Origin of the sequence: Leptospira alexanderi serovar Manhao 3 str. L 60 (assembly GCF_000243815.2) — a bacterium.
Taxonomy (GTDB): Bacteria; Spirochaetota; Leptospiria; order Leptospirales; family Leptospiraceae; genus Leptospira; species Leptospira alexanderi.
Map to the genome: position 1 here is coordinate 207,501 of NZ_AHMT02000015.1, position 20,000 is coordinate 227,500.

Here is a 20,000-nt window from a genome sequence, read left to right on the forward strand (position 1 = left end):
AAGATCTTGTTGTAAATCCTCTGGAAGAAGTTCGTGGAGTGACTCCGGGACAGTCCGCAGTGTTTTATCCGTTGGATTCCGATTATTTACTGTTAGGCGGAATCATTCGCAAGGGAAGTATAAGGATGCAGGTTGCCAAAGAGGAACCAGCGGTCGCTTTTTGAAGTTAAACAAGGATTTTCTTTTTTGTCTCTGAGCCATAAAATAGCAGGAAAGACGATATTAATCGTAGGTGGGGGACTGTTGCAAGTTCCAATTATCCAAACCGCGAGAATGATGAAGCTTACGACGGTCGTCGCCGATATGAACGGAGACGCTCCCGGAATGAAAATCTGCGATATCCCCATGGTAATGAGTACGAAGGATATCGAGGGAATGGTGCGAGAATCCAAAAAGCTCGCGACCAAGATCAAAATAGATGGAGTGATCACCGCCGGAACCGATGCGAGTATGACTGTGGCTGCGGTTGCAAATGCACTTGATCTTCCCGGAATCCGTTATGTGGACGCGGAGGCCGCTTCCAATAAAGTGAAGATGCGCGAGCGTTTGAAAAAAGCGGGAATTCCTCTTCCCGGTTTTGCACCTGTTTGGAGTTTTTCCGATACGAGAGAAGCATTAGAATTTTTGAAATTTCCTCTTGTAATGAAACCGGCAGATAATATGGGCGCGCGCGGTGTTATCAAGGTGGAAAATAGGGAAGAACTACAGGCCGCATTCAAACACGCGAAAAAATATTCTCCCACGGGAGAAATGATTCTGGAAGAATACATGCCCGGTCCTGAAGTTTCCGTGGATGCTCTCACTTGGAACGGGAATTTCGTGATCACCGGAATCGCGGATCGAATCATAGAAAGAGAACCTTTCTTTATCGAGATGGGACACAATATGCCTTCCGTTTTGAGTTCATCCGTTTTGAAAGAAGTGGAAGACGTAATGTTTCGAAGTATGAAGGCTCTCGGGATTACTCTAGGTGCCGGAAAGGGAGATATCAAAGTTACTCCCGACGGAGTCAAAGTAGGAGAGATTGCCGCGAGACTGTCCGGCGGTTTTATGTCCGCGTTTACTTTTCCGCTTTCTTCCGGAATCAATCTGAACCGCGCAGCTATTTTAATCGCATTGGGGGAAGAGCCGGATAATCTTACTCCTACGGCGCAAAGAGTTTCGATCGAACGTTGTCTTTTGGCTCCGAGGGGAAAACTTCTTGCGATAGACGGAATCGAAGAGGCTCGTAAGATCGAAGGAGTCAATGATCTGTTCTTCATGAATAAGATCGGAGATATCATTCATGAACCTACGAATAACATCGAAAAAACGGGACATGTTATCATCAGTGCCGATACGTTGGAGCAAGCCGAATCCGCTTTCGAAAAGGTAAAAAATACGATCCGATTTACCTGTGACGAACTCTATTCCGTGTCCGAAAAAGAAATCCAGCAGAACGCGAGACTGCGTTTTGGAAAAGAGGTTTGCTGGGTTTGTAAGGTCTGCGATGGAACCGATTGTGCTTCGGGAGTCCCGGGTATGGGTGGCTTGGGAAGAATGCTTACGTTCCAAGATAATATCAATGCTCTACGAGAGTATTCGATTCTTCCCAAATATATCCGGGAACATATTCAAGCTGTCGTTGAAACTAGTTTCCTAGGAAAGACGATTAAAACTCCGGTGATGGCCGCACCAATGACTGGAGCTGTTACAAATATGAACGGGGCCATGGACGAATTCACCTTTGCGGCCACGTTGCTCGAAGGATGTCGGACGTCGGGAACCTTGGCGTGGTTAGGCGACGGCGCAAGTCCGGAAAAGTATTTAATCATGCTCGAAGCGGTTCGTAAAACGAAAGCGGATGCGATTCTGATCTGTAAACCGAGAGAAGACGAAGGACTTTTGGAAGAAAGATTTAGAGAATCGGAAAATTCGGGTCTCCTTGCGATCGGTATGGATGTGGACGCGGTCAACTTTAAGACGATGACGTTGAAAAATATTTCTTCGGTCACTCGGAATGTCTCCAGACTCGGAAAGATTCGTTCTCTTACAAAATTACCTTTTATCGTCAAAGGTATTATGACTCCACAGGACGCACAATTTGCGATTGATGCGGGTGCGGATTGTATCGTTGTATCCAATCATGGCGGAAGGGTTTTGGACGACATGCCGGGAACCGCCAGAGTTCTTCCCGGAATTCGAAAGGTGATAGGCGATAAAGTTCAGATTACAGTTGATGGAGGAGTGCGAAGTGGAATGGATGTTTTTAAGATGATCGCGCTCGGTGCGGATACTGTTCTTGTGGGAAGACCGATGGCAATTTTTGCGATTGGAGGAGGAGTTGCCGGGATTCGGTTTTTGATTTCCCAATATACGGAAAATCTTTTGCAATCGATGAACGTTACCGGAGTCGGAACGTTGAAAGAAATCGGAATGGAACTTCTCTTTCGAAAAAAAATGGACGAAGAAAATTCCATGTCTGAATAAGAAAATCGTTTTACTAACTTGGAATTTCCGGTTTAATATTCGAACCGCAAATCACGGTGCCGGGTTATGATTCCGGATCGTGTTCGGATTGAAAATCATGGATCTCGCCCAAAGTATGGATAAGCTCATCAATGACCCGGAAGGGATTCACAAAATTCTGCAATCTCTTTTTACTCGGCTTCCGGTAGTTATCTTCTCTGGTAATCGCCCTCTTCCGGTAAGGGTGGTGGGTTTGAAAGATTCATTTCGAATTGTCGTAACACTTCCTCCCGGAACTCCGACCGAACAAAATCGCAAATTGTTTCTGATCCATAATAATCATAGGTTTGCGGCCTTTTGTACGGTCGAACTTCACAATCCGGTGAACGGAGTCGAGCTTCTGTTTACGAGTGCGATCCAAGTCACGATTGCACAGAGAACTGAGAAAAGGATTCACGTAGATGCTTCCTCTGGATTTCAAATCACACTTACGAATATCATCAACCAATACAAAGTCAGAAAGGCGATCGGATTTGCCGATAAAAAGATAGACGAGATCGTCAAAAAACACGCGAAACTCTTAAAAGAAACTTATCCTCTTTCCAATATCTTTTTTTCGGATAAAATGGATAACAGATTGAGGCTGATGTATAATTTCGATCAGCCGATTTATATTTTGGATCGTTATGCTAAATCGGATGGAAGCGGTGGATTCCAATTTCTTCCGTTTTCGGAATATCAAAAACTGATCGCCGTGAACACTTTAGAATCCGGAATCATTTCCGAAATTTCTATTATGATTCGTTACAAAGGATATACTCCTCTCGGTTACGTTCAGATTCTTTCCGAAAAAGAACTGAACGCAAACGATTTCAATTCCGCTAATATTACGGCAAACGCGATTTCCAAAGAAATCATCGCTTCTGGTTTTTTCCAGGAATCCAAAGAAAAATGTAATGTAGACAATATCTCCATGCAAGGGGTCGGTTTTTTTCATCATCAATCCATTTTTTTTCCAGAAGTTTCGCAGTGGGGGAAACGATCCTGTTTGATATCAGTTTTTCCCCTGAAAGTAAGGGAACGTTTCGTGCCGTGATCCGAAATATCACCAACACGGATAAAATGTTCCGAATCGGTTGCGAATTTTTTAACTTGAACGAAAGAGAAGAACATATGATTCAAACCTATATCGATTCTAAAGATAATTCCAAGGAAAACCAAAGCTGAGTGTCGTTTTGATCAATCGTCCTGTTTCATCTAAGGAACCGGAAACTTTATTGGAGCAATTTCAAATCTTTATTTCCAAAGAAGAAGCGGGAGTCAGGCTCGATCATTTCCTTTCCAAAAAGTTCACGTATCATTCGAGAACTGTTTGGCAAAAGGAAATCAACGAAGGGAGAATTTCGGTTTCCGGTAAAAAAGTAAAATCAGGAATTCTTCTCAGAGAAGGAAATACCGTCGTTTATCAACCGATTGGAAGAAAAGAGCCGCCCGTTCGGAGGGATTACAAGATACTTTATGAAGACGAGTTTTTTGTGGCGGTGAATAAACCGGGAGATCTGCCGGTTCATCCCGCTGGAAAATATCGAAAAGGAAATTTGCTTACACTTCTTAAGGAGTCCGGAAAGTTCGAAAATTTATTTACGGTTCATCGGTTGGATAGGGAAACTTCGGGTGTGGTTTTATTTGCGAAGGATTCCAAGACAGCTTCTCTTTTATCCGGATTTTTTAGTTCGGGAAAAATTCAAAAATACTATATTACGAAAGTATATGGCGATTTTCCGAGAAGGAAAATCGCGTATGGCGTTTTAAAATCCGATTTTTCCTCTAAAATACGGAAAAAAAGGAAATTTGTCCTTTTAAAATCTAATTTTTTAAAACGAAATAAAAAATACCTCTTAGAAAATCCCTCCTCACCCCGGGAGGAGGAAATTTGTCTTACAACCTTTCAAAAAATTGAATCTGATTTTATTAAGACGCAGTTTCAAGAAATTGAATCTGATGTTGGAGAATTGAAAGTTCAATCTCGGAAGAAAAAATTGAATTTTGAAAGGTTGCAAACTCAAAACGAAAAAACCGAGGAATCGAAAATTCGACCAATCCATCCGAAGCGCGAGTCGGAAATTTATTCTTTCGTTTTATGCGAACCGATTACGGGACGTATGCATCAGATTCGGGCCGTACTTTACGGTTTGGGCTTTCCTGTTTGGGGAGATAAACTTTACGGAAAGGACGAGGAAGTTTTTCTCGAATTCATCGAAGGAAAAAATCCGGATCTTACGGAAAGATTGGGAATGGAAAGACAGGCATTACACGCATACGCGGTTCGTTTCAATCATCCGATCACAAATCGGAAAATGAAGATCGTAGCCTCCGTTCCAAAGGATTTTTGGTGAAAACGACGGAGTCGGAACCCGGATTATTTGAGTCTTTCATTCCGGTAATTGTTCTCGTGATGGGGCTCGGTTACGCGGGAGTTGTATTTGGTAACGGAACTGTAGACGGACCTGCACAGATGCTTTTGATCCTTTCGGGAACGGTCGCCAGTTTACTTGGAATTCGCCTCGGAGTGAAATGGGAATTTTTAGAAGAACGAATCCTAGAATCTTTGAAGAATGTTTTAAAACCAGTACTCATTCTTTTATTGATCGGTTCCTTGATAGGAGTCTGGGTCTGGTCTGGAATCGTTCCGTCCATGATCGTATGGGGATTGAAACTTCTCAAACCTTCCTTCTTTTTAATAACCGCCTGTCTTTTATCTTCCGTCGTTTCCTTGATTACTGGAAGTTCCTGGTCCACCGTTGGAACTGTGGGAGTCGCTCTCATGGGAATCGGTACCACGTTAGATGTTTCCCCCGGAATTGCGGCGGGTGCGATCGTATCCGGTGCTTACTTCGGTGATAAACTTTCTCCGTTTTCGGAAACTACCAACCTTGCGTCTTCGATAGCCGGAACACCACTTTTTACTCATATTCAGCATATGTTATATACTACTTTGCCCGCTTTTTGTATTGCGATCGTATTTTTCACTTGGATGGGCTTTGATTATGCCGGATCGGAAGGTGGAGATCAGAAAGTAAACGAGGTAATTCATCTACTGGAAAGATCGTTTCGAATTCATCCAGTTTTGTTGTTTCCTCCTATTTTGACATTCGTATTAATTTATTTTAAAGTTCCTGCAATTCCTTCCATTCTCGCGGGAATTCTATCGGGGGTTTTGTCCGGAATTTTTCTGCAACATTCCGACTTGGATTTCCAGGAAGTTTACAGACAGGTTTTAAACGCGGCTTCCAAAGGGAACATGGCGAATACCGGAAATCTTCTTACGGATGCGTTACTTACGAGAGGGGGGATGGCTTCCATGCTTCCCACGGTTTGGTTGATTTTTTCTGCGATGTTTTTTGCGGGTGCGATGGAAGGAGCCGGATTGATTCAGGAAATCACTAAAGGAATATTAAAATATGCGAATACGGATCGATCTCTTTTGGTAGGGACGATACTTACGAGTATCTCCGCGAATTTACTATCTTCGGACCAATATCTTTCGATTTTGGTTCCAGGTAAAATGTTTAAGAAGTCTTACGAGGAACGAGGTCTTGATTCTAAAAATCTTTCGAGAGCATTGGAAGATTCCGGTACGATGACTTCCGCTTTGGTACCTTGGAACACTTGCGGTTCTTTTATGGCTGCCGCACTCGGAGTTCCGGTAGTCGTATTTCTTCCTTACGCGGTTTTGAATCTAAGCAGTCCTTTTATCTCTCTGATTTGCGCTTGGACCGGATGGACGATCCGGAGAAAGAAATTTTATGTAAAGTCCTAACACCACGTGAGTTCGGCGTAACAAATGCGAAAGCGATTCAATGTTTCGCCGGGTTTAGGGAGAAACATTGAGTTCATTCCGAAGGAATTGGAACGAAAATAACTCAATGGAAACGCTTTTTACGAAAGCGTTAACTCAGTGTCTCACTCCCTGAATGCCGATTCACAAAAGAGGCATTCGCTGAGTTTCCTGAGTCGTTCGACAGGGCCCGCGAGCCAGTCCGCTATGAAATTCGCGAACTGCTACGACACCCATCGGGAGTCGTAGCAGTTTAGTTTCTTATTCGCCCAAACTTTCTTACGTCGAATCCACATAAAGTAGATGAAAACGGATAGGCCGAAGGAAATTCCGCCCGAAAGGGGATCGTTTTTTACGAATTTTTCCTCGAAAAAAAGGCGGAAGGCCGATATTGGAAAATAGAGAACACCATGGTTTCCAGAATTCAAACAATACTGATCGCAATTATCCTCGTTTCCGGACAACTGCTTTGGGCCGTATCACCGGATCAGATTAACCTCGGGATTCTGATTGGGGAGAATAAGACCAATCTTAAATTCATCAATATATGTGTGAGCAATCTTGCTCCTATTTTGGACGAAGGTACCGCGGGGACTTCGAATAAAAATCCGCCTAACAATACTAAGGCGGAAGCAGGTGTCGCAGTTACGCCCGATGTTCCCGGAAAGGAAGAACTTTATAAGAAGTTGGGGGCACTTCCTTCTTACGTAAGTTTGAAAAAAGCAAATCAATCCGATTTTAACGGAAACATGCTTTATTTTCAGAGCAATTACAGTCTTTCCTTTAAAAATCTCAGAGCGGCTCAAGGAGAGATGAAGGATCTTTATCAGTCAACTCATGAACAGTATCTACAAAATTCCAGAGTGCTTTTGGAATATGCCTCTCCTTTGATCGTAAGGAGTAACGATAAGATCGCACAACATTTATTGCGTCTCGGCTTTCGAGATCTGAAGAATTCTGAAGATCATTTTACGATCGCATACAATTCTTCTCCTTATCAATTTCGATATAAACTGCTTTTGCACGGAGAAGGGATCAAAATCGCGAGAAGGGCGAGAAAGTTCGCGCTCCTTGCAATGATTGCGTCCAAAACTCCTACGGAAGACAAACCTGAATATCAGTTTGTGAATCTGGACGATATCAGAGCTGCGGTTGAAAAAGAGAATATCTCCGATTACGAAAAGATCAGAAATACTTTGATTAACTACATAGACAACGACTTGCTTCAGAGAAAAATCGTTCCTCCTGGAGAAGCCAAGGAAAAGCCGATCGACATTCTCGAAGTTCACGACGATAACTATTCCATCATCACTTCGGGAAGGATCTCCCTGATGGACGTGAGCAACGAAGAAATACGAGCCGACAACATGATTCAAAAAGAAACTCTGCCTCCGGTTCCGGCAAAAAACCAGAATTAAGTAGTCGTTTCCCTGAAAAAGTGCTCAAATAGTGTATAACGTTAAATAAAATTCTATCCAAGGATAAATATTTAGTCGTCCCTGAAAAACTCTAAAATGGCGAATAACGTGTGTAAAACGCTTTCCAAAGAAAAAGTTTGAAAAACAAAATCACTGGAAAGAATGATAAAACGATAAAAAGCCGGTGAAAATGAATCCAGAAGAGAGTTCAAAAAACCAGAATCAAGGCGAATTATTTCGAAACAGATTAGACCACAAACCAAATACTTCGTAAAACGTTTGTAAGCACTCAATGATAGCGGAACGTCGTTTTTTTGATCCTTTTTCTTTGCAATACTAAGGCTGAGCAAGCTCGCTCTTTGAATAGTTTTCAAACTCTTTTGGCCAGTCTATATTCGTTTTTTTCATCAAAGACAGTTTAACAGATTTTTACGGTAGCGATAGAGATGGGGTTGATTAGGTGGTTACTTTACGATAGCGAAAAGTAGAGTTCATTGGTGCTTAGCATTTTCGATTGACAAAAGAAGAATTGAATCAGTCGAAAAAACGATTGGGATTTTTATGCTCTCGTTTTTACGGGAGGGTTCGTTTGTATTTTTAGAAATTATTAAAGTTGCAAGCGACTACTTGCTTAGGTTTTAGAAAAAAATCTGAACCAAAATTTAGTTTTTATATTAAAAGTTTGTTTCCACTTCGATCAAATTTCACTCCGGGAAAAGTTTCCCGGAGTGAAACCAATCCTATCTCTCAATAGAGAGCAGCTCCAAATTCGTTACTGTTAGCACCAGGTCCCCCTACTCCATTTGTTAGGGGACTACTCAGGATAGTAGTGGTGGGGGTGGTTATACTCGCCGGTTGACCCGTTGTTGTATCTGTGATATGAAAGATGTTGATCTGATGATTTGCTGTCGCAGAGAACACTTGACCAATGATAAGATCAGGAATACCATCTCCGTTGACATCACCGGTAGAAAGGGGCTTGCCAGGACCATTCACTATACCCACAAGTCCACCCATATCCACCATCTCATAGTTTCTATTAGATAATAGTGAGGTACCACTTAAAGTGGCGGGTGTTATAAAAATGGCAACATTGTCGTTAGTAACGGTACGAGCTGAAGTAATTAGATCTACTCTTTTGTCTAGATTCAAGTCTCGCACAGTGATAGCTTTGCCGATTTGATCCTGATTGTTGTCACCCGTAATATAACGTGTACTACCTGCCATAGATGTGAAGTTATTAATTCCTGTCGTAGTAGCAGAAGAAGCATAAATGCAAATTCTGCCTTTCTGTTTATTGGCGTCGGCGGCAGTAACGTAGATGGGATTATATTCAGGAGCTCCTGCGGCTAAATCATCGTAAGTATCGTCGTTGAAATCGCCGACTGCAACTGAGTACCCAAGTTGAGCATATGCACCATTTGCGTAACTATTACCACGATTCTCTATCGTGCTCGGTCCGGTTAAACCTGTTGCTGTTCCGTTACCGTAATAAACATAAACTTGTCCGTTACCAGCTGCTATGGTGCTGCTGTTACCAGGGGCTCCGACTGCGATATCTTCATAATTTTCTCCATTGATGTTTCCCGCAGCAAGAGAGAAACCAAACTTATCACCGTTGTTTGCTCCCTCTTTAAAGTAATTACAAGCACTCGCATTACAATTGGTTCCCGTTGTCGCTGCGGTTGCGGTTGCGACTCCTCCTAGTCCTCCTTGGGAATGAAATACATAAATTCTACCTTTGCCACCACCCGTAGTACTAGGCGCTCCCACGACGATATCTGTATAATTATCCCCACTGAAGTCTCCGGTTGCTAAGGAAGCGCCGAAATCTTCATTGTTTATGCTTCCTGCAAGAATGGTATGGGCAAACCCATAGTAAGATTTGTTGATTCCTTGGGTTCCAGCCGAATGAAAAATATAAACTTTGCCAGTTCCTGTCTTAGGCGCGCCTACCGCTACGTCTGCAAATCCGTCCCCATTGAAATCTCCAGAAGCTATGGCTTTTCCGAAAAAATCTGTCTTGAGCCCTGTGATGGTATAACTAGCTGCTGTGGCATCGGTAATGGTAATTCCTGTCGTCCCAGAAGAGTAGAATAGGTAAACAATCCCTTGGCCGTATTCCGAGGTTACCAGGTCTACGTATCCGTCTCCGTTGATATCTTTGTTTGTCCCTTTTCGGACAGTAATTAATGTCGAGGTTGTAACATTGTTGGAAGTATCCGTAGCTCTTACTTGAATCGTGTGTTGAGAGTTTCGCTTCCAAGTATTTAGGCCAGTAGGAAGTGGATATTTCCAAGAAGTAGTTCCGGATACGCCTGCGTCTGTAAAAGGCGCAGCGTCGATCTTAATTTCGATTTTCGCAATACCACGCGCATCGGCTGCAGTTCCGATCACAAATCCGGATTCTACAATGCTATTGTCTCTTAAGTTTTGAATTGCGACGGTCGGTGGCGTTATATCCGCTGCGAGCCCTGTCGTAAAGTTCCAGTTGGATCCCGCCATTGTATTGCCTGCGATATCTTTCAGTCCCGCCGCTATTGTAACGGTATAAGCGGTGCCCGCACCGAGGCCCGGAGCATTCGGAGTAAAGGTTGCGGAACTTCCGGAACAACTAGTTGTTCCAGCGACTAAGGTTCCTCCGTTATCAACCGTCAAGTTCAAAGTAGAACAATTGACTGTTTCGTTAAGCGCTACGGTAATCGCTGCGTTGGTTGGAATACCAGTTGCGCCTGCTGACGGAGAAGAAAGAGAAATTTGAGGGGCGATAACATCGGCAGCTATTCCTGTGGTAAAACTCCAAGAAAAGTCTGCATTCATGGAATTAGCGAACGTATCCGTTACCGTATTTTTGACTTTTGCATAGTATGTTCTACTGAATTGTAACTGTGGCACTGGTGGATCAAAAGTGGCCGTATTTCCATTGCAATTTATATTGATAGCGATAGGAGATCCAAAGGCTGGATTATCAGCCAAGACGATACCGCCTCCGCCTCCAGTAATGGTCGCACAATCCATTGCCTCGCTAAAAGTAATGCTTCCCCCGTTATTGACAGGCACTTCCAATGCCCCATTACCGGGTGTTACAAGAAGGACGTTGGGGCGAGTTATATCAGGACCTGACCCCGTAGTAAAGTTCCAGAGATTCATGGGACCTACGGGAGGATTGAGTGCATTATTCGATGGATCCAAAGCACCTGCAGTGATCTCTACAGTGTATTGGGTATTTGCAGTGAGGGGATTATCCGGCTTCCAAGTGGCGGAAGCTCCCAAACATTGTACACTCCCGGTCAAATACGTGCCACTTACCGTTTCCTTCAATTTAAAAGAAAAGGTATTTACGGAGCCACAGTTCATAGGCTCGCTAAAGATTACCATAAGATTTGTGTTGAGTCCTACCCCCGTTTCGGATGCGGCAGGAACTTTAGATGTAACCGTGGGAGCCGTAAAATCTAGAATCGGAGCTGCTACGGTTGTAAACGTAGAGGGAGCCGGAACCGGATCGATACCGTTATTTTGCAAATCCTTAACTGCGCTGGAAAAGATAACAGTATAAACTGTGTTCGTTGCCAAATTGGCCAAAGGAGTAAGAGTCGCTGTTGTGCCTGTACAGTTTACGCCCACGTTGATCGTTCCGGGTGAAGGATCATCCAGAACGATATTACCGTTAACGGTGTTACAATCGATCGGTTCGCTGAAGGCGACACTCACTGCACTGTTGATCGGGACGTCTAGCGAATTTGGAGCAGGACTTATAAAAGAAACGGTCGGAGAAATAAGATCGGGTCCTGATCCGGTTGTGAAATTCCAATTATAGCTATTAGCAAGAGTATTGTTTGCAAGATCTTTTGCAGTAGAAAATAGATCTACTCGATAAGTCGTATTGAATGCCAAGGGTAAGGTTGGAGTAAAAGTTATAACGGAGCCCACACAAGTAACATTTCCCCCTTCGTAAAAAGTGGTTACAGTGTTTTTTAAGGTTAGAGTTCCCCCATTGACGGAAGTGCAATCCATCGTTTCCGTAAGCGCCACTTGAACGGATGTATTATTGGGAACTAAAGTTGAGTTGGTAGCCGGAGTTCTCAAGGATAAATCGGGTGCAATCGCATCTACGACAGCACCGGTTGTAAAATTCCAAACATAGTCTTCCGAAAGAGAGGAACCTTCCTCGGATTTTATAGCTTTTGAAACTCGAACTGTATAAACTTTAGAGGCTGCCAAGGCGGAAGTCGGATTGAATAGAAGAGTTTTTTCCGTAGAAGTTAAACTTCCAGTGATAACTGAGTTCCCTTGAGTGAGTTGAACCGATTGAGATTGAATACTGGAAGAATCCAATTTTTGATTAAAACCAATTTGAATGGAGGTATTCAATGAAACACCAGTGACATTCGGTCCGGGAGAGATTTGAAAAACATTAAATGAGTTTGAGTTCAGTTTATTACCGAAATCCAAATATGCAAGAAACGGAATACCCGAATTTCCATTTCCTTGTACACAGCCCATACTCCCGAACACAAAAATGGAAAGAGAAAAAAGAATTTTAACGGATATTTTCATGGCAAAGACCACCTATCACAAGCGTTTCACTAAAATCAAAGTTTGAGAGAATTTCAATTGGGTTTGAAGAAATTTAAATTTTTCGCCTGAAATATGGGATGAGAATAGCCTACTTCAGACTTGAATACTTGTTAGATTATAACTTGATTTTAATTTTTGAATTGTAGCGGGCTCAAATTCAAGTTTTTGTAGAATTTTATTCTTTTAATCGAGCTTGGGAGATTGATTTCTTTTGGGAGTGAGTGATACTCTATCGGAATAAAGCTGCTTTTTAATGAAAAAAAACGACATTTTGAGTTAAAAAACTGAAACAGAAAATCTGAAGATCGTTTTTGTAAAGAAAAGTGTGGGTAATGATAGAAATCCATTTATGGAATGAAAATAAACCTATACAAAAAACTTTCTAAAAAGGGAGATTTTCGAATCATTATGCATCGCCTTTTTTATAGCTTTTGGATTTGGTTTGGTTTATGGATCGTATCTGGTAATTTCTTACCGATTTTTGGAGAAGAATTGAGAAACTTGCCCGAAGCCCGAATTCCTTTGGATGAGGGAAAAAAATTAGAACCGGGCGAACTTGCTGAAAAAAAAGAAGGTTGGTATGTGACAGCGCTCCCCCTTTTGAGCTCGGATCCTGTGAGAGGCCAGGGCGGGGGAATTCGTGCGAGTTTATTTTTCAACGGGAAAAAAAACGATTTGTACTATGAATATGAAGCGTATCGAAGCAAACTTACGTTTCAATTGTTTCAAACCAACGAAGGGGTAAAAAACCACTTCATTCAGTTCGATTCTCCCTATATTTTAAATACCGCATTTCGATGGAAGAGCAGTCTTGGGTTGGATTTCAATCCGAATTCTCAATATTTTGGAATTGGGGAATCTTCTCTTCAACCTCTTTCTTATCGTCCTAGAAATCTTCCGGGAATTGGTCACGTAACCAATGCCAGTTTTGATGCTTATGAGGCGTCTCAATCTTACATTCGCCCTTCTCGGACCGGATCGGAAATTACTCCTACGGTCAGCGATCAGGGATACAATCAGTATTTGTTTAACTCGACGACTTTCTTGAATAGCATCGATTACACTTTCTGGAAGGCTTGGAAATGGGTAATCGCAAATGAAATTTCCAGGAATATCATCGGTCATTCCGACGGAATTTGGAATCCGTCCAAGGATCCGTACTTAGCGGGTAGTACCTGGGATACGTCGGTTCCAAACGGTGAATCAAAACTGACGGAAGACTATAAAGCCGGTAGGATTCGAGGATATAGCGGAGGAGAGATTGTTTATTTCAGAGTGGGTATTGCCTACGATACTCGTGATTTCGAACCGGACCCGGACAGAGGTATATTAGTGGAATTGAATATGGCAAACGTTTCGAAGCGTACCGGCTCTGACTTCAATTATAATAAAATTTTCTTTCAGACAAAATACTTTTATAAGATTTTGCCAGACGTTTTTGAAGAATTGGTATTTGCTACAAGAGGTGCGCTCGGTTATACCTCTTTCGGAGCTCCTTTTTCCGAAGTGAGATACATGTGGAGTTTGGATGGTTCTATGACGGGTATCGGAGGACTTCAGACAATGCGCGGTTATCGTCAAGATCGTTTTGTTGCTCCCGTGGTCGGTTTCGGAAGTGCGGAGCTTCGCTGGAGGTTTGCTACATTCAAAATCTCTGATGAACTTTTTACCTTTAGTTTTGTTCCGTTTTACGATTTAGGCCGTGTTTGGGATTCTGAAAAAAGAATCAATTTTCAAGGGTACAAACATTCTTGGGGAGGCGGTCTTCGGATCATTTGGAATCAGGCGACGGTGATTTTGATCGACTTTGCAAAGTCGAAAGAAGATACTCAGATGTTTGTGGATTTTAGTCACGCCTTTTGATAGAATCATTTTTTCTCTTTTGAAAAACCGAACAAAATACTTACCCAACGTATCCGCTCGTCGTCCCTTATGTAGAGATTAGTAGGACAGACCCTAGATTGATTTTCTAAAACGAATATAAAAAGGATGATAACCCATTGCCTTCCAAAACGAAACTGCGTTTTCGTTCTCGGCAATGGCTCTCAGTTCGATACTTTGGAATGACTGATCTTTTGCCCAGGATTCGCAAGCAAGTACTAGAGGTTTCATGTATCCCGCTTTTTGTTTTCCACGTTTGGTGACGGCCAGGTCGATAAAAAGTATTTTCTGTTCTTCAAGATAAGGTTTGTCTTCGGTTCTGGCAATTAGAAGGGATACAAGCTCTTCTCCCAAAAAACCCCCGAGAAGCAGTATCTTTCCGGTGCCTCTCAGTTTTAGATAAACGTCAATCATCTTGGTTCCCGCACGGGGACGAATCTTGAATACTCCGTCTAATGTGAGAGAGTTCACGAGGCGAAAAAATTGATTCACGAGTTCGATTGCCGCTTCTCTGTGTTCTGGAAGTAGATTGGCGATTTGAAATTTTCCTGAGTTCTTTTTGGATTTTGGCATTACTGAATTCGGTCGATTTCGGATTTAAGAGTAGGGAATAATTTTCTAAGAATTTGCGAAGTTCGTATATTTGCATCCAATATTTTACGTTTTAGCGCTGGTTCTTCGGAATGATTTGTTCTTGCCCTTCGCATTCCATGTCAGTACTATCTTGAAAATTTTTCTTAGAACATTATAATTCCTTGAGATAGGTTTGATTCGAAAGGTTATTTGGTTTAAAGATCGTTTGGCTTGAATTGTGGTCGGTCCTGTGCGTAGTTTTATTGCTAGAAAAGCGGATTCAATTGTCGTCGTTTATAGAACACGGATGATCGTGCCATGGAAAAGATCTTTTACCGCTCAAAATTTTACGGAAAAACGTCTATTAGAATATGGATTTTCCCCCTTCCAAGAAAAAATTTCTGAAACAATTGCGGTATTTTCGTTCAAAAACATCCTCCGCATTTCCGGGATGGAAAGATTCCAAAGAAGAGGGGATCGTAACAAAACGTCTGAACCTAACTCAATGGAATGCGAATATTCCATCTCCGCAGACGGCTCCCGGTTCTTTGTGTTTGATTCTCTCCGGAAAAATCGAAGAAACGCTTTTGGATTCGGAGGAAAGGGATTTGATCCTCAGAGAATTATTTACCGGGGATTATTTTTTGTTTCAACCGGATAAGATTTTACATTCGGGAATATCTGAAATTCTTTATATACTTCCGCATGATTTGTCTCGAATTGTTTCTAAACTTCCGGGTTGGAAAAAGTGGGTCGAGGATTTAAATAAGGAGAATCATCTTTTTCACGTATCCAAACTGAGGCCCTCTAAAAAGGAACTGATGTCTTTCTTGTCATCGGTGGAACTTTTGTTTCATCTGAGCAAGGTCACTCTTTCCAATTTGGAATCCAGAATGGAATGGCTCGTGATTCCCGGCGGGAAAATCCTTCTCAAGCAAGGAGACGTTGGCGATTCGATGTACATTCTCGTTTCCGGTCGTTTGTCCTGGACCGTTCGCTCTAAGAACGAGGAAATACTCGCGCAAGGGGAACTCGGTAAAGGGGATATCATCGGTGAAATGTCCCTATTGAGCGGGGATAAAAGATCGGCGACCGTAGTCGCTTTGAGGACCAGTCAAGTCGTTCGGATTTCGAGAGAAGATTTTCGTATGAGTTTTGCAAATTCTCTGGAAGCTCTTTTTCAAATTACGGGAACCATCGTACATCGATTGAATACGGAAAGAAATCAGACCTATCGAAAAACGAATTCCGTCAGAACCGTTTCCGTCTTTCCGCTAAATTTGACCGGAAGTTCGGAGGATTTTTTTCATTCTCTTCAAAATGGTCTCAAAAATTTCGGAAAATCTATATTAGTAGATTATAATGTTTTTACGAAAATGATCGATTTGAAGGAACCCAATAAGAATTCGGAAAAAACGAACGTGTATCGAATCGGAGATCTCGTGAATTGGTTCTACGATCTCGAAAAAAATTACGATAAGCTCATATTCAAGACCGACATTCACAATCCGGGTTGGAGAGAAACCTGTTTTCGTCAGTCGGATCGAATTCTCGTTTTGATCGATCCGAGCAAACCGATCGTTTTGGATTACGAGGAAGTGAATTCCATGTTGCCCGAAGAAATTCAGAAGGAACTCGTGTTCTTGATTGATTCTGCCTTTATCGATTGGAAAAAGATAGAATCGATTCTACAAAAATTTCCTTCTATCTCTCATTCGATTGTTCGAAGAGATGTAAATGCGGATTTCGGCAGATTATCCCGAAGGCTTACCGGTAAAAGTATTGGAGTTGCGCTTTCCGGCGGAGGTGCGAAAGGATTTGCACATCTCGGACTTTTGAAGTGTTTCGAAGAGAATGATATTCCCGTGGATATGATTTCGGGTACGAGCGCGGGTGCGATCATGGGGGGATTGTTTGCGATGGGACTCGGTTCGTCCGATATTCTTCCTTTGATCCGAAACTTTTGGTTGGATCGAAATATTCTCGGAGATTTTACGTTTCCCTTCGTTTCTCTTGTAAGGGGAAAGCGGTATTCGAGCGCGATTCACGAATTTTTCAAAGATAGAAATATAGAAACTCTTCCGATTCCTTTTTACGCGATTGCTTGTAACTTAACGAAGGCGGAACGAAAAGTTTTTGATAGAGGTTTGTTGTGGAAGGCGGTAAGGTCCAGCACTTCCATTCCGGGAATTTTTCCTCCCTTTTCCGAAAACGGGGAATTGTATGTGGACGGAGGTTTACTAGATAACCTTCCCGGTTCCATTTTGAAAGAAAGAGGGGCCGGGATTTTGATCTCAGTGGACTTGGGCGGAGGAGGTCAGATCGATAAGGATTGGATGTACCATAATTTACTCGGGCCTCAGTATTTAGGAGAGGCTCCTTCCTTTTTCAATTTATTGTTTCATCATTTAAAACGGAAGAGTTTAAAAACGAAATATACCGGGTTTGCGGAAATTATGATGCGTTCCTTGATGTTGTCCAGCAAGAATAACCAGAATCGGACCCGGGATAGTTCCGACCTTTACATCGAACTTCCCGTAGGCGGGTATTCCACATTCGACTGGGATCAGTTTCAAAAATTATACGAAATCGGATATGAGGCTGGTAGAAAGAAAGTCCATATCTGGAAAAACGAAATTAAGAAAAAACTAAATTCGTAAATTCTCATTTTTTAATTGAAATCCTCTGTGTGAAGAAATTAGAATTGTTTTTTCTTTAGCGATTGTCATGCAACCCTCAGACATCCAATTCTTGGAAGAATTCTCTTCGGAGTTTGCTTCCTTTCAAGACCAGATCTGCGTACTCGAAGAGCGTCCTTCTGGAAAAATTCTCTTATCGAACGAGTGCGTTCGTTTTTGGGGATTTAAAGGATTCAATCAGGAGCCGGATACGTTTCCTTCCTTTTTATTTCATCTTCATGGAAAGGTTCGGAACTACGCGGATTTTACCGAAAAAATTCTTTTAAAACATATGCAAGATTCGGAATATTTCGATACACTTTTTGCCGAAAGATATATTTTACGCTTTTTTTGGAAAACGGTCTTGAATAAAGCAGAGTCGACGTATCGTATTTATACATTTGAAATTTTGGCGCAAGAAGGGGATTGTGGGAATCTTTCTCCGGAAAGTCCTGCCGTGGAATCCATTTTTTACAAACTCCCGGAACCCGCGTTTTTATTCGATCCGTCCACTTTACGTTTTCTTGCCGTAAACGATGCCGCGATCTATCTCTACGGGTTTTCCAGGGAAGAATTCGCCGATATGAATCTTTTGGAAATTCGTCCCGAAGAGGATCGCACCGATATGGAAACCGTGATCCAAAATTTCGCCAAGGAAACTGGAATTCGTTCCAGAGGAGTTTGGAGACATTGGAGGAAGGACAAAAAATTTCTTTATGTAAAAATCACCACAAACCGGATTTCTCTCGGAGATTCTTTTGCGGTTTTGACGATTTTGACGAATGTTTCCGAGACGATAGAAACCTCTTATGCTTTAAGACAAATTCGTGCGGAGAAACAATCTGTTATCGAAAGTATGTCGGATCGGTATTTTGCGCTTTCCAAGGACTGGAGATTTATTTCGGCAAACCGGCAATCTCTTATTACATTAGGAAAACCTAAAGAAGAATTGATAGGAAGGAATATCTGGGATCTGTATCCGGGATCTTCGGTTCGATTCTTTCGGGACAAATTCGAACTTGCTGTCCGAGCTCAAAAGCCGATTACTTTCGAATATAGGATCGTGGAGACCGGAAACGTGATGGAGTTCAGGGTTTTTCCTTTTGAGGAAGGGGTCTCCGTGTTTTTTCAGGATATTACGGAAAAAAGGAAAAGAGATTCCGAACAAAACATTCTCAAAGAAATCGCTTTAAAAATTCCGAAGGCGTCGAGTGTGAAAGAATCTTTCGAGATTCTTTTTGAGACGATTTGTAAGGGAACCTTTTGGAATTTTGCCCAAACTTGGAGATTTCAAAACGGTAAGATCGTTTTAGAGGAGAATTCGCCTTGGTACTCCACAGAAGCGATTTTCTTACGATATAGAATCGCTTGTTTTGAAACTAGTTTTTCTCCCGGAGATGGGATGATCGGAGAGGTTTTTTCCACTAATAAGATTCGTTTTGTGAATGACGTTCAAAAGGAAAAAAATTTTAAAAGGACAGGTTTTGTGTTTCAAACCGGAATTCAGTCTTGGATTGCAATTCCTTTGCGAACTGGACATGAGACTTACGTTCTGGAGTTTTGTTCCCAAATAGAGTTAGATTCAGTAAATTCTTATATTCAAATGTTCGAATTGATCTCGGATCAGATCGAAGTTTTGTTTAAAAACAAGGAATCGGAAGAAGAGAAGGATCATTTTTTTAAGTTGTCCGGGGACATGTTCCAGATTTCTACGCTAGACGGACATATCATAGAACGCAACCAAGCTTGGGAGGAAGTTTTGGGTTATACTCGGGAGGAATTGAGCGGAATCGATCTCGTTGACATTATCCATCCGGACGATCGGGATAAGATGTTGAACACCCTCGTGAATGTTCGAGAATATAGAAAAAATCTTTCGGTTGCGCTTCGATACGTAACCAAACACGGACGGACGAGGACGATTCTTTGGAAGACGATCGTTTCTCCGGAACACAGACTTGTTTATACTACGGGTAAGGATATCACCGAAATTCAAAATACCCAGCTCAAACTTGAGAACATGACGAAAGAACTGCAGCGTTCGAATGCGGATCTGGAAGATTTCGCTTTTATAGCTTCTCACGATCTCCAGGAACCTTTGCGAAAGATTAAGGCGTTCGGAGATCGTCTTTTGAAAAAAAATTCAAATTTGGATTCGGAATCAGTGGACTATTTGCAAAGAATGTTTTTTTCCGCGCATCGATTATCCAATTTGATCGAAGGTCTTTTGTCTTATTCCCGGATTAAGAGTAGGGCGAAACCCTTTCAGCTCGTCGATTTAAGAAAGATTTTAAAAGATTCAATCGGCGATTTGGAAATTTATATCAAAGAAAAAAATGCGAAAGTGATCGATTCCGAAATCGGTTTTGCTTGGTGTGATCCGTTTCAGATGGGAACGGTATTCCAGAATCTGATCAAAAACGGAATTAAATTCAATCGGAGCGAAAGCCCCGAAGTGAACATTCGATGTATTCCACACCCTACCGAACCAAATTGGATTCAAATTACCTTTGCGGACAATGGAATCGGTTTTGACAAAAAGCACGACGGTAAGATATTTACGCTCTTTCAACGGCTACACAGCCG

General features: G+C 42.1%; 10 protein-coding genes and 1 pseudogene (2 of these 11 cut by a window edge). 9 read left to right on the plus strand and 2 right to left on the minus strand.

Going from position 1 to position 20,000, the window contains the following annotated elements:
• The 6 genes and pseudogenes from mnmA to LEP1GSC062_RS04880 all read left to right on the plus strand — a co-directional run.
• Positions 1–164, plus strand: the end of a protein-coding gene (mnmA, locus tag LEP1GSC062_RS04855) for a tRNA 2-thiouridine(34) synthase MnmA (RefSeq protein WP_010578451.1). It extends 964 nt beyond the left edge of the window; 164 of the gene's 1,128 nt are visible here — the last part of the coding sequence; its start codon lies beyond the left edge, outside the window; it ends in the stop codon at positions 162–164.
• 22 nt (positions 165–186) lie between these two features.
• On the plus strand, positions 187–2,469 hold the full coding sequence (locus LEP1GSC062_RS04860) for an alpha-hydroxy-acid oxidizing protein (RefSeq protein ID WP_039941198.1): 2,283 nt from the start codon (positions 187–189) through the stop codon (positions 2,467–2,469).
• 115 nt (positions 2,470–2,584) lie between these two features.
• A pseudogene (locus LEP1GSC062_RS04865) lies at positions 2,585–3,675 on the plus strand (PilZ domain-containing protein).
• Between the two features lie 8 nt (positions 3,676–3,683).
• Complete coding sequence (locus LEP1GSC062_RS04870; RefSeq protein WP_039941162.1) at positions 3,684–4,844, plus strand: RluA family pseudouridine synthase; 1,161 nt, start codon at positions 3,684–3,686, stop codon at positions 4,842–4,844.
• The gene (gene nhaC, locus LEP1GSC062_RS04875) at positions 4,841–6,268 is read left to right on the plus strand and encodes a Na+/H+ antiporter NhaC (protein WP_020983556.1); all 1,428 of its coding nucleotides are present in this window, start codon (positions 4,841–4,843) and stop codon (positions 6,266–6,268) included. Before LEP1GSC062_RS04870 ends, nhaC begins: the two co-directional genes overlap by 4 nt.
• A 428-nt stretch (positions 6,269–6,696) precedes the next feature.
• Positions 6,697–7,704 carry an adhesin OmpL37 family surface protein gene (locus LEP1GSC062_RS04880; RefSeq protein WP_010578448.1) on the plus strand — a complete coding sequence of 336 codons (1,008 nt, stop codon included), beginning with the start codon at positions 6,697–6,699 and terminating at the stop codon, positions 7,702–7,704.
• Between the two features lie 747 nt (positions 7,705–8,451).
• Here LEP1GSC062_RS04880 and LEP1GSC062_RS04890 read toward each other — a convergent pair.
• Entirely contained in the window at positions 8,452–12,207 is a 3,756-nt protein-coding gene (locus LEP1GSC062_RS04890) for an Ig-like domain-containing protein (RefSeq protein WP_039941200.1), read from the minus strand.
• A gap of 483 nt (positions 12,208–12,690) precedes the next feature.
• On the opposite strand from LEP1GSC062_RS04890, the gene omp85 reads away from it, so the two are divergent.
• A complete protein-coding gene (omp85, locus tag LEP1GSC062_RS04895; RefSeq protein ID WP_039941202.1) occupies positions 12,691–14,145 on the plus strand; it encodes an Omp85 family outer membrane protein in 1,455 nt (484 codons plus the stop codon).
• A gap of 93 nt (positions 14,146–14,238) precedes the next feature.
• Here omp85 and LEP1GSC062_RS04900 read toward each other — a convergent pair whose 3' ends face one another.
• Complete coding sequence (locus LEP1GSC062_RS04900; RefSeq protein WP_010578445.1) at positions 14,239–14,736, minus strand: GNAT family N-acetyltransferase; 498 nt, start codon at positions 14,734–14,736, stop codon at positions 14,239–14,241.
• Positions 14,737–15,107: 371 nt separating this feature from the next.
• Here LEP1GSC062_RS04900 and LEP1GSC062_RS04905 point away from each other — a divergent pair, with 371 nt between their 5' ends.
• Both LEP1GSC062_RS04905 and LEP1GSC062_RS04910 read left to right on the plus strand, forming a co-directional pair.
• Entirely contained in the window at positions 15,108–17,396 is a 2,289-nt protein-coding gene (locus LEP1GSC062_RS04905) for a patatin-like phospholipase family protein (protein WP_010578444.1), read from the plus strand.
• A 67-nt stretch (positions 17,397–17,463) separates the two neighbouring features.
• Positions 17,464–20,000, plus strand: partial view of a PAS domain-containing sensor histidine kinase gene (locus tag LEP1GSC062_RS04910; RefSeq protein WP_039941164.1) — the 5' portion only. 166 nt of this gene lie beyond the right edge of the window; the window shows 2,537 of its 2,703 coding nt (coding positions 1–2,537); the start codon lies at positions 17,464–17,466; the stop codon falls past the right edge of the window.

Bases quoted from the DNA above. Each gene is read 5' to 3' on its own strand.
- LEP1GSC062_RS04880 (WP_010578448.1), top strand. From the start codon at position 6,697: ATGGTTTCCAGAATTCAAACAATACTGATCGCAATTATCCTCGTTTCC.
- LEP1GSC062_RS04890 (WP_039941200.1), bottom strand. From the start codon at position 12,207: ATGGGCTGTGTACAAGGAAATGGAAATTCGGGTATTCCGTTTCTTGCA.
- omp85 (WP_039941202.1), top strand. From the start codon at position 12,691: ATGCATCGCCTTTTTTATAGCTTTTGGATTTGGTTTGGTTTATGGATC.
- LEP1GSC062_RS04900 (WP_010578445.1), bottom strand. From the start codon at position 14,736: ATGCCAAAATCCAAAAAGAACTCAGGAAAATTTCAAATCGCCAATCTA.
- LEP1GSC062_RS04905 (WP_010578444.1), top strand. From the start codon at position 15,108: ATGGATTTTCCCCCTTCCAAGAAAAAATTTCTGAAACAATTGCGGTAT.